The organism is Microcoleus sp. A6-C6 (assembly GCF_036705955.1).
GTDB lineage: Bacteria > Cyanobacteriota > Cyanobacteriia > Cyanobacteriales > Microcoleaceae > Microcoleus.
This window is the reverse complement of record NZ_JAUBVR010000060.1, coordinates 1-10057: the sequence shown is the minus strand read 5'-3', so window position 1 is coordinate 10057 and position 10057 is coordinate 1. Positions and strand designations below refer to the sequence as shown.

Annotated in this window: 8 protein-coding genes; 2 read left to right on the top strand and 6 right to left on the bottom strand. The window is 45.1% G+C overall.

What is annotated here, in order from left to right; translation table 11 throughout:
* A partial coding sequence (locus QUB52_RS21130; RefSeq protein WP_332976260.1) for an SdrD B-like domain-containing protein occupies positions 1 to 1936 on the top strand: 1936 nt, incomplete at its 5' end.
* Between the two features lie 193 nt (positions 1937 to 2129).
* Here the strand turns inward: QUB52_RS21130 and QUB52_RS21125 are convergent.
* The 6 genes from QUB52_RS21125 to QUB52_RS21100 form a co-directional block, all read right to left on the bottom strand.
* Positions 2130 to 2708 (bottom strand): TIGR04376 family protein, encoded by a 579-nt coding sequence (locus QUB52_RS21125; RefSeq protein ID WP_332970631.1) that lies wholly within the window; start codon positions 2706 to 2708, stop codon positions 2130 to 2132.
* A 358-nt stretch (positions 2709 to 3066) separates the two neighbouring features.
* Positions 3067 to 4293, bottom strand: coding sequence for a hypothetical protein (locus QUB52_RS21120; RefSeq protein ID WP_332970632.1), 1227 nt, complete (start codon positions 4291 to 4293; stop codon positions 3067 to 3069).
* A gap of 450 nt (positions 4294 to 4743) precedes the next feature.
* Entirely contained in the window at positions 4744 to 5301 is a 558-nt protein-coding gene (locus tag QUB52_RS21115; RefSeq protein WP_332972833.1) for a hypothetical protein, read from the bottom strand.
* Positions 5288 to 6406 carry an AAA family ATPase gene (locus QUB52_RS21110; RefSeq protein ID WP_332972832.1) on the bottom strand — a complete coding sequence of 373 codons (1119 nt, stop codon included), beginning with the start codon at positions 6404 to 6406 and terminating at the stop codon, positions 5288 to 5290. The genes QUB52_RS21115 and QUB52_RS21110 overlap by 14 nt, the downstream gene beginning before the upstream one ends.
* 79 nt (positions 6407 to 6485) lie before the next feature.
* Positions 6486 to 8408, bottom strand: a complete 1923-nt coding sequence (locus QUB52_RS21105) for an ABC-F family ATP-binding cassette domain-containing protein (RefSeq protein WP_332972831.1) — start codon at positions 8406 to 8408, stop codon at positions 6486 to 6488.
* A 57-nt stretch (positions 8409 to 8465) separates the two neighbouring features.
* Entirely contained in the window at positions 8466 to 8633 is a 168-nt protein-coding gene (locus QUB52_RS21100) for a hypothetical protein (RefSeq protein ID WP_332972830.1), read from the bottom strand.
* A gap of 269 nt (positions 8634 to 8902) precedes the next feature.
* Between QUB52_RS21100 and QUB52_RS21095 the strand changes: the two genes are divergently transcribed.
* Positions 8903 to 10012: a DUF262 domain-containing protein gene (locus QUB52_RS21095; RefSeq protein ID WP_332972828.1), complete on the top strand. Its 1110-nt coding sequence runs from the start codon at positions 8903 to 8905 to the stop codon at positions 10010 to 10012.
* Positions 10013 to 10057 lie beyond the last annotated feature (45 nt).

The window sequence follows — 10057 nt, the reverse complement described above, 5'->3', positions numbered from 1 at the left end:
TACGGTAACGATCGCAGCAGGTCAAACTAATCCTGCTACAGTCAATTTTGGCAATCAAACGATACCTGTTCCGACTCCGACTCCGCCTCCAACTCCAACTCCGCCTCCGACTCCTACTCCGCCTCCGACTCCCGCTCCTGCTCCGACTCCTGTTACCACTCCTACTCCCGTCCAACAAAGCAGCATCAGCGGTATTAAATTCAACGATGACAACGGCAACGGTACTCAGGATGCGGGGGAAACTGGTCTTTCGGGATTGCTAGTTTTCCTTGATGCTAACGGGAACAACTCTTTAGATACGGGCGAAATTACTGTTACCACTGACAATTCTGGCAATTACAGCTTCAACAACCTCAATGCCGGCACTTACAACGTGCGGGAAGTGCAGCGGACTGGTTGGACGCAAACTACTACGAATCCCGCACCGATTAATCTCGGCAGTGGCGAAAGTCGTAGTGGAATTAACTTCGGCAATTTCCAAAATATTAGCATTTCCGGCAGCAAGTTTAATGACCTCAACAATAACGGGGTTTTGGATGCTCAAGAACCGCTATTGCCTAACTGGCAAGTCTTCCTTGACGCTAACAGCAATGACTCTTTAGATGCTGGAGAAGTTAATACTTCGACTGATAGTTTGGGCGGTTACAGTTTTACTAATTTAGTACCGGGAACTTATCGAATTCGGGAAGTAAATCAACCTGGTTGGACGCAAACTACTGCCAATCCTGCTGATATTATTGCTGTCAGCGGCACGAATGTTAGCGATATTAACTTTGGCAACTTTTTCGACCAACCACCAACACCGCCTCCGCAAGACGGACAAGATGCTGACTGCATTTGTGCGGAAATTGTTTTGCCAAATATTGCCAGCGTGCGCGGCCCGAATGCTGTTAGCAATAGCTTCGATGGTACTAACGGCAACGATACTATTCTCGGCAGCAGTAACGGTGAGGAAATTAACGGTTTTGACGGATCTGATTTGTTGGCTGGCTTGCGGGGTAATGATAATATTTACGGGGGACTTAACAGCGATTTCCCGGTCGGCCCAAATATTGACAGCGATTTGCTGTTTGGCAATGAGGATAATGATTATATCAACGGCGTTGCTGGAGATGATTTAATCTTTGCGGGCGAAGACGACGATGTTGTTTACGGTGGCAAAGATGATGACCTCATTTTCGGAGATAAGGGGAACGATACTTTAATTGGGGATGAGGGTGAGGATACTCTCTACGGGGGAACTCTTAATCCCTTGGACGCGGATTTGACGGGCAACGATTTGCTGTTTGGTTTGGCGGGCGATGATTTCCTCAGCGGTCAGGAAAATCAAGATACGATCGCAGGTGGTGACGGTAATGATACAGTGCGTGCAGGCAAGGGCGATGACGTAGTTCTAGGCGAGTCGGGCAATAACCTGCTGTTTGGTGATGAAGGAAACGATACTATCTGCTGCGGCGACGGGGAAGATACTGTGTACGGGGATATTGGTAGCCCTCTTCCCATTGGTTCTGCTGGCGGACAAGACCAAATCTGCGGCGGTATGGGTAACGATTTGCTGTTTGGCAATGAAGGTCAGGATACCGTTAATGGCGATGCTGGGAATGATACTCTTTACGGCGGCAAGGATGAGGATAGTTTGCTTGGCGGTGCTGGGGATGATTTCTTGTTTGGAGATGAGGGGAATGATACTCTGATTGGAGGTACTGGGAATGATCGATTTATGTTGGGTCTTGACTTCGGCAGCGAGACTATTTTAGACTTTCAATACGGTATCGATTCGATCGGCTTAATGGGTGGTCTGAATTTCTCGCAACTGAGCGTTGTTGCGGAGAATAGTTCTACTCTGATCCGAGTTACCGGTTCTGGTCAACTTTTAGCGACTCTGAGCAATGTGCCCGCAAGCCTGATTACTGCTACGGATTTTGCGATCCTGTAGTGCGATCGCGCTTCATGAATTAGCCTAGAATATTTTAGGGACGATCGCGCGATCGTCCCTAAAATCTGAGAATTTTATTTAATCTCAAGTTCGATCGAGCGCATACCCGAGCGATTGGCGGTTGACAAATTATTTGCACGGAAAATCCGAGTTCCGAGTAAGTCAGCCCTACAGCATCGAGATGCTGTGGTAGCTATCGGTTGATATTGCGCTTCATGCGATCGAGTTCTTCGTCTGCTTCCCAGTGTTGAAACTTTTGTTCGAGAGGGTCTGCCGCATTAAAACTGCTATAATTAGAAGTCTGATTCCAACCCTTTGTATCCCAATTCGGTTCTGTTTTCGCCGTGGTTCGAGTTGCTGCGGCTTCCACTGCTTTGGCGCGGACTTCTTTTCGGCGCAATTGAATTTGGCGGTACAATTCTTTAGCTTTTTCAATCCGTTCTTTGCAGCCTTGCATTTGTCCCCAGCGCTGATTTCCCTGACGTAGCAAAGTTGCTTGTCGTTCTTGGGCTGCTTGAGCTAAGTCGAGCCTTTGAGCTGCTTTAGCTTTGTTCGCGCGATCGTTCCAGCGCTGAATTTCTTGGGCGGCGGATAGAATTTCAGCTTGCAGTGTTTTCTCTTGTTTTTGAATCTCCAGAATCAGCCGCAGCGTGTCTTCTTCTTGTTCCTTGAGTTGTTCTTCTATTGCTTGCAACTCCAGATGAGGGTTGCTGCGCAAAAATTCTTCTAATCTGGTTTCTAGTAAGCGGCTGAAATCGTCAAATAAGCCCATTTTTTATAATTCCTCAGTCATTAGTTATTAGTCATTGGTCATTAGTTGTGAGTCATTGGTTCTCAGTTACTGGCAATCGGTCATCCGTCATTAGTTGTTAGTTATAGCATTCGCAAGTTCGGCTTCCGTCTCCCTGTACGGGATGCAAACGGATAGAAGGAAGGAGCAATAAGAGCAAGCGTTTCAGCAATTTAAAACGTCGGGCGCGGTTGCTATATTATAACTGTTGTCACCGCTCGTGAGGTACAGCCCGATCGCTGGCAATTACCAATTACCGATTACTAAAATCCTAACTGATGACTGATGACTGATGACTACTGACCAATGACCAATGACCAATGCAATGACCAATGACTGATTAGAACTTTTGGCCGACAAAAACCGATCGCACATCTCCACCCTTTCGGATAACTGCTTCTTGATTTTTGATTTCTGCCAGCGTCCAACCACTAGCACCGATACTTTCGCCGACATAGATTCTGCGGGCTACACCGTCTATTTCAAACAAAGCAGCCGATCGATCGCCCAACTCCAAAATCCCCACCAGCGTCTGCGCGGAAATCGGAGCGCTGTTCACAGCCGCTACGGATTGCTGGGGCGCTGGCGCGGATTGTCCTGCTGCCGGCGCTGGTGCTGATTCCGTTTCGCGAGCCAAAATCTTCGGCTGCACAGACTCCGAGGAGGAAGGAGAAGCCGCGAGGGGAGTGCGATTGCCAGCGGTGGCGATCGCACGACCGGAGGCTGGGGCCGCCGGCGAAGTCGAACCTGCTGCGGTTTGAGAAGCTGCCGGAGCCACAGTCACCTGAACAGGAGCCCCCGGAGCCACAGTCACCTGAGCGGGGGGAGGGATGACTACGACTTGGGGTGCAGGTGCTCCCGGCTGGGCGGCGACCTGTTCTAGGGCATTCGCGATGCGGTTGACTGCTGTCGAAAGACCTGCTGTTGGCGGTGGCGCGCCGGAAATTGAAATGCTCGGCAGTGTCCCTGGGGTTGCGGCTCCGGGAACTGTGGCAAGTTGGGAGTTAGCCTGGGGTGCTTTTTTTTGTTCGATCGCTACTAGGGAGCGCTGCACGTATTCTACAAACTGGGTATCTGGTGCGGTTTTGGTACTTGCTGCCGGCGTCTGTGGGGCAACGGCTGCGGGCAAGCGCACCAGTCCAGACCTGCTTGCCAGCCACAATCCCATGACTAGCAGTAGCGACCCAAATGCTGCTCCGAGCAGGATTTTATCGAATGATTGTTTGGACTGCTGTTTTTTGGTTGTTTCTAGGGCGACTTGGCGGGCGATCGCTGCTACGTCTTTTTTACCATCTCGCGTCGGCTCTGGCGTCAACTGCGACAAAACTATTTGAGGTACCGAGATGGATTTGAGCGCCACGAACTCTGGCGCCACTGGATCGGGTGGCAGTCCGGCGCTGCCGTCGAATGCTCGATCGACTCCTTCAAACAGTTCGTCCATCAACCGATCGGCGTAGGACTCTACTGCCACTGTTTCGGCTGGCACGGTTTCGACTCTCGCCACCACGGCGATCGGATCGGACGTTGATTCCAAAGGCATCTGTTTGGCGATTACTTTTTGAGGCATAGTTTTATGTTTACTCCCGCTCCTCGACCACCCTGAGATTCTCAAGTTCAGACTTCTACAGGATACTTTTGATGTTGACCAATTCTTGGCACAGAACAGGTTAATTGTAGCTCACTGATTACAATATTTTTAGTCTTCGGTCAACTTACTTTGTGCGATCGACTTTTGTTTTGCCTGTTTTGGGCCTTTTGACCCGTCTTTTCTGCTGCCAGTCTTACTTGCTTACGCTGACTTTTACTGCATATTCTACTGCTTTTGTCAACCCCACCCAGCGGAAATTCGCAGTTTTTGACACACAACTTTACTTGAGGCTCTCGCAAAAAAAGCGGGTTTTTTGCCGCTGTTTCCGATCACATTGCAGCTTAGACAAGGATTTTAGACTTTTACCCGTCTTAAGTTTGTTGGTCAGTTTGCTTGAGAGTAATAACAAGCTCCAGATTTTCTGATAACTCATGACTCCAACAGTGGTAACAACCGCTGTAATTCCCCACAAGCTGCCTGAAGCGATCGCGGCGCATCTTCTGGTAAGCTCTGAGAATAACATCGATCGGCTAAATCCTCAACAGATGTTTTGCAAACAGCCTCATTTTGCTCAAACTTTGCATAACCAGCCTCCTCATTCACAGATTCTCCCTGCAAATAATGTATCCAAGTCTCAATATTGCGCTTGGGAACGAAAATCGCGATCGCTTCATCCAATCGCCTTTTTTCCTGCTCATCTTCCTCAAGCATACCAGCTAATTCATTAAGCCTTGCTTCCAGTATACCAGTATCTGCATCAATCAAAACAACTAATCCAATCGACACCCGGTTTTTATTCTGGCGATAAGCTTTCACTTCCGCAGGATAGTGAGTGCGTACATACTGTTCTCCAGATTGGCTACCTTTCGGACAAATATTAGCCCGAAATACACCTGTAAAACCTCGTTTTTTGAGGAAATAACGCGCAAAAACCTCCTGCTGTCTATCCTCACAAAGAATCACAATCTGAACTCTACGCTGGCTCATTCAACCATCCCCGCGCAATCAGTTCAGCAATCGGTAGTCCAGAATCATCAGCCACTTCACTGCTAATTCGTCTGACTCGAACCGGAGCATTACTTTGACGCTCAAACCAATAGCCAATCGGTGAAGCTAAAAGGTAGTTGATTAACTCAGGATGATGAGAAATTAGTAATGCTTGAAGTTTTCCTTCGCTACAAAGGTCATAAAGCTCCATCAGCCAGGGTTGAATTTCTGGCAATGCTAAAAAGTTTTCCGGCTCATCAATCCACAAGGTATAGTCTTCAGATTTTGTACCGTAAATCAGCGCGTATAAAGCAACTAATGTTTTTTGTCCGTCCGACAATTCTCCGAGACGATATTCAATTGGCTTACTGTTATCTGTTTCTCCTGAAAACCGCAGTTTTAACACCAAATTATCTTCGCTGAATCGCTCAAACTTAAAATTCGTGAATCCATCCAAAACCTCTCTTAAAATATTCCCAATTTCAGCAATTTTACCTTGATCTTCAGATAAGTAGCGATACCAAGAAACAAAATTTTCCATCTTAGGAGTCAAACGCTTTTGTTCTTGATTACTTTCATCAACCATCAAACTCGGAACCATTTGCACAATGATAAATCGCGCCATCCGTTCTCTAAACCAAGTTAACTTCGTGTTGTCGTTTCTTGGCATTAATGAAGGCAGAATAGATTGCGACCAGTCAAACTGGTATTTCGGGCCTGGTGAATAATTATCTCGATAGAGTTGAACTTCGCCGAATTCAAATTGTAGTAAAGGCTGGTTATCAAAGAGCAGACTCTCGTACCTAACACGACATTTATCTTGATAGTAATCAATTTGTAATTGATATGTGTAGGAGCCGCCATTACCGAGAATTTCTAGCTCGAAACGCTGAATTTGTAAGATTTGCCAGCGGGTGAAGTCCGCTGGTTTGAAAATTCCTTCTACCTTACTGTCGCCGCTGACCAATGCTTGGATTTTCTGCAACACCTCAAAAACTGTGGATTTACCTGAGCCGTTAGAACCCAGAAATAGATTAATTGCATCAAGCTCTAGTTCAAAATTTGCCAAACAGCGAAAATTGTCAATATATATTCGTTTCAGCATGGGATTTTTTCACTCATAATTCCTCTAGCTCCTGTCATTGGGAGCAGGAGCTAAACACAACACTCGGACACCCCCAAAATTACCCAACTCGTTCGGCCAATTCCAACCACCGCTCAGTCGCGCGATCGATATCCTGGGTCAATTTAGCCAAACGATCCGATAACTTCTTCACCTCCGCAAACCCGCTCGGAGCATTGTTTGACAAAATCTTCTCAACTTCTTGTTTCTCAGCTTCCAGTCTCGGAATTTGAGCCTCTAACTGCTGGTATTCCCGCTGATCATTGAACGAAACTTTCGTTGATTTTGTAGTAGAAGCTTTGGTTTGTGAATTGTTAGATTCAGGGGTGCGTGCAAGCTTTTCTTTGTCTTTTTGTCCTTTGAGTTCCTTGGCTTCTTCGGCTTTTTTGTGGTCTAAATATACCGAGTAATTGCCGGGATACAAGCGCAAATTGCCACCCGGTTCTAAGGCGAAAACCATGTCAATTGTGCGATCGAGAAAATAGCGATCGTGCGACACCACAATCACGCAGCCGTTAAAATCTTCCAGATAATCCTCCAAAACCGCCAGAGTCTGCACGTCCAAGTCGTTTGTCGGTTCGTCCAAAATCAGCACGTTGGGCGCGCTCATCAGCACCTTTAACAAAAATAACCGACGCTTTTCCCCGCCGGAAAGCTTGTTAATCGGTGCATACTGTTGAATCGGCGGAAACAAAAACTTCTCCAACATTTGAGAAGCAGTAATGATTTCCCCGTCCGCCGTTTGCACCAATTCCGCTACACTTTTCAAGTATTCAATAACTCGCTGGTCTTCGTTCGGAGTCAAATCCTCTGAATGCTGGTCAAAATAACCGATATGAATGGTTGTGCCAATTTCGACAGTACCCGAATCCGGCTGAATGCGTCCGGTGATGATATCCATCAGCGTCGATTTTCCCGCACCGTTGCAGCCAATAATTCCTATCCTGTCTTCGGGAGTGAAATTGTAGGTAAAGTCTTTAATTAAAGTGCGATCGTCGTAAGCTTTACTGATATGCAGTAATTCAATCACCTTCTTACCAATCCGGCGGCCCGCTGTCGCAATTTCGACTTTGCCGTTGGCTGTTTTGAATTCCTCTGCTCGCATATCTTTAATGCGATCTATCCGAGCTTTTTGTTTGGTACTGCGCGCCTTCGGCCCTTTTTTCAGCCATTCCAACTCGCGCCGCAATACTCCCGAAAATTTGCGCTGAGTGCTGGCGGCGGATTCTTCCGCTAAGGCTTTTTTCTCCAAGTAATAAGCGTAATTTCCAGCATAATTGTAAAGGTCGCCCCGATCGATCTCTAGGATGCGATTGGTAACGCGATCGAGAAAATAGCGATCGTGCGTAATCAGCAGCAGTGCACCGCGATAGCCGTTCAAATAGTTCTGCAACCACTCCACAGACAGCGCATCCAAGTGGTTTGTCGGTTCATCCATCAACAACACATCGGGCTCGGAAAGTAAAGCCGTTGCTAAAGCAATTCGCTTGCGGTAGCCGCCGGACAAGTCGCCAATTTTCGCATGAAAATCCTCAATTCCCAACTTAGTCAAAATCAATTTAGCCTTGGTTTCCAAATCCCACGCATCAACCTCATCAATGCGTTCAGACACCGCAGACAGACGCGCCATCAACTTGTCGGTATCGCCTTTTCCGTGGGACAGTTGATCGGAAATTTCCTCGTATTCGCGCACTAAAGCCATTTGTTCGCCGCTGTCGGCAAATACTTGCTCTAAAACCGTGTGATTTTCGTCTAAATCCGGCTGTTGCGGGAGATAGACAATTGTAGAGCCTGGATTGACCCAGCGATCGCCCGCGTCGATCGACTCCATACCGGCAATCATTTTCAGCAGGGTCGATTTCCCGGAACCGTTGGTGCCGATGAGCCCGACTTTATCGCCTTCATCGAGGCTGAAACTGGCATTTGTCAAGAGTTCTTTGATGCCGAAGTCTTTTTTGATCGATCGCAGAGTAAAAATAGTCATGAGTATATAAGATCGTTTACCTAACTTAGTTTAGCGCTGATGGTGATTTAAGCTTATTTATGCTAGTGGCGATGATTTATTTATGTGCTGATTGCTGCTGGGGAAACTGCTGCGGGCGAGGGAGTTTGGGGCGGCGAGTAGAATTTTGGCTGTTGTTGGGTGCGTGGGATGATGGTGAATAGTGTCGATCGATTGGGGTGTTGTGATGGGCGATCGTATTTTCAAAAGACTGAGGTAATTTTACAGGATAGCGGGTGTGCGATCTGTTTGTGTAGAAAGGGCGATCGATAAAAGCAGATTGCGACGAGGAAAAAGAAGGGGTTGACAGACATCTGCGATCTGCGGTATTTTATGTATTGTTTCGCAGATACGTTACAATTATAAGTCAGCTTGACCATCCCCAAAGTTCGCTACGACAGGAGATGTCCTCATCGAAACATTGAACTTCGGTTCAGTATTAATTAATCCTTCTCATAACAAAAGCCGTGAAATCGATGAAAATAGAAGCTAATGATAAAGAAGTTCGAGACATTTTTTCTCTAGGTTACTTTAAAATTCCCAGATTTCAACGTCCTTATTCATGGATGGATGAAGAGGTTATTAATTTCTGGGAAGATGTTGTTATTAGAGATTATGAAGATTATTTTATAGGATCAATGGTTCTTTATCAAACAGAGAAACCCTACTATGGAATAGTTGATGGACAACAAAGATTAACAACCATTACATTAATGCTTGCTGCTATAAGAAATGCTTTCCTTGAGCATGGTGATGAAAATCTAGCTAAAGGAGTACATCAATACATTGAAAAAGCCAATATAGACAATATAAATGAATATATTCTGAATTCAGAGACATCTTTTCCATATTTGCAAGGCAATATACAAAGATTTAAAAAATTAGAAATACAATGTACAGTTGGAAATGAAGAACAAAATCTAAAATCAGCATTTGAATTAATCAATAAAAAACTTTCTTCCATGATTCCTACATTTGACAATAATGATTATGGCAATAATTTATTTGCAGAACGGCAACGTCAAATCTTAGAAACTTTAAAAAATATCAGGAACAAAGTTCTTTCTTTAAAGCTAGTATTTATTCAATTAGATAATGAAGATGACGCTTATTTGATTTTTGAAACTCTCAATACTAGAGGGAAAGACCTGACTACGCCAGATTTAGTAAAAAATTTATTGTTACAAAAACTAAGAGCTTCCAATGTTACACTTGATGATTATAAAGTTATATGGAATGGTATCTTACAAAAATTTGATGATAATGGGTTAGATAAAAATATTGTAGAAAGTTTTCTATATCATCATTGGCTTTCTAAATACGGTGAGACTACTCAAAAACAATTGTTTGGTGAAATCAAAAAACATATTGATTCTTCCAATAAAAATGAATCTCAAATCAAGTCCCACTTATTATTACTAGAATTTCAAAAAAATTCAGATTACTACGTTTCTATTGTATCTCCCGAAAGTCATCAATGGAATCCTGAAGAAAAAAATAAGATTGAAAAATCTTTAAAGGCTTTACGTCTTTTTAATGTCAAACAACAAAATTCAATGGTAAGGATTCAGGTAAAAAATAGTTGATTGAGAGCCGAAAAATATGGTAATGTAGTCAGATGAGCGAAAAGC

Coding starts and splice junctions, on each gene's coding strand:
- QUB52_RS21095 (WP_332972828.1), top strand. CDS start 8,903: ATGAAAATAGAAGCTAATGATAAAGAAGTTCGAGACATTTTTTCTCTA.
- QUB52_RS21125 (WP_332970631.1), bottom strand. CDS start 2,708: ATGGGCTTATTTGACGATTTCAGCCGCTTACTAGAAACCAGATTAGAA.
- QUB52_RS21115 (WP_332972833.1), bottom strand. CDS start 5,301: ATGAGCCAGCGTAGAGTTCAGATTGTGATTCTTTGTGAGGATAGACAG.
- QUB52_RS21120 (WP_332970632.1), bottom strand. CDS start 4,293: ATGCCTCAAAAAGTAATCGCCAAACAGATGCCTTTGGAATCAACGTCC.
- QUB52_RS21110 (WP_332972832.1), bottom strand. CDS start 6,406: ATGCTGAAACGAATATATATTGACAATTTTCGCTGTTTGGCAAATTTT.
- QUB52_RS21105 (WP_332972831.1), bottom strand. CDS start 8,408: ATGACTATTTTTACTCTGCGATCGATCAAAAAAGACTTCGGCATCAAA.